This window comes from Sutterella massiliensis, assembly GCF_016899755.1.
In the GTDB taxonomy this organism is placed as follows: domain Bacteria; phylum Pseudomonadota; class Gammaproteobacteria; order Burkholderiales; family Burkholderiaceae_F; genus Sutterella; species Sutterella massiliensis.
Window position 1 is genome coordinate 1 of record NZ_JACJJC010000474.1, and the last position, 255, is coordinate 255.

The following is a 255-nucleotide window of genomic DNA, read 5'->3' on the forward strand; positions in this document are numbered from 1 at the left end:
CGCTCGGGCAGCGCCCGGATCGCCTCGCGCAGCAGTTCCAGCTCTTGGTCCCGGCTCAGGCTCTCCGCCGCATTCGGCCGCTCGTCCTCCACGAGCGAGACCGGCCCCTCCTCCAGCGAGCCCATCGGCACGATTTCCCGGCGGCGAATGAGATCCAGCGCGATGTTGCGCGCCGTGACAAAAAGGTAGCCGCCCGACATCCGGCGCTTCCCCGCCGCCCTCGCCTTTAGCAGTCGCGTGTACGTCTCCTGCAGC

Annotated in this window: 1 protein-coding gene; it reads right to left on the reverse strand. The window is 69.4% G+C overall.

All coding sequences use genetic code 11. The annotated features are described in order from the left end of the window. Nucleotides 1-200: sigma-70 RNA polymerase sigma factor region 4 domain-containing protein (locus H6A60_RS13365; protein ID WP_205105349.1), on the reverse strand; the 200-nt coding region annotated here is incomplete at its 3' end. Nucleotides 201-255: the final 55 nt, after the last annotated feature.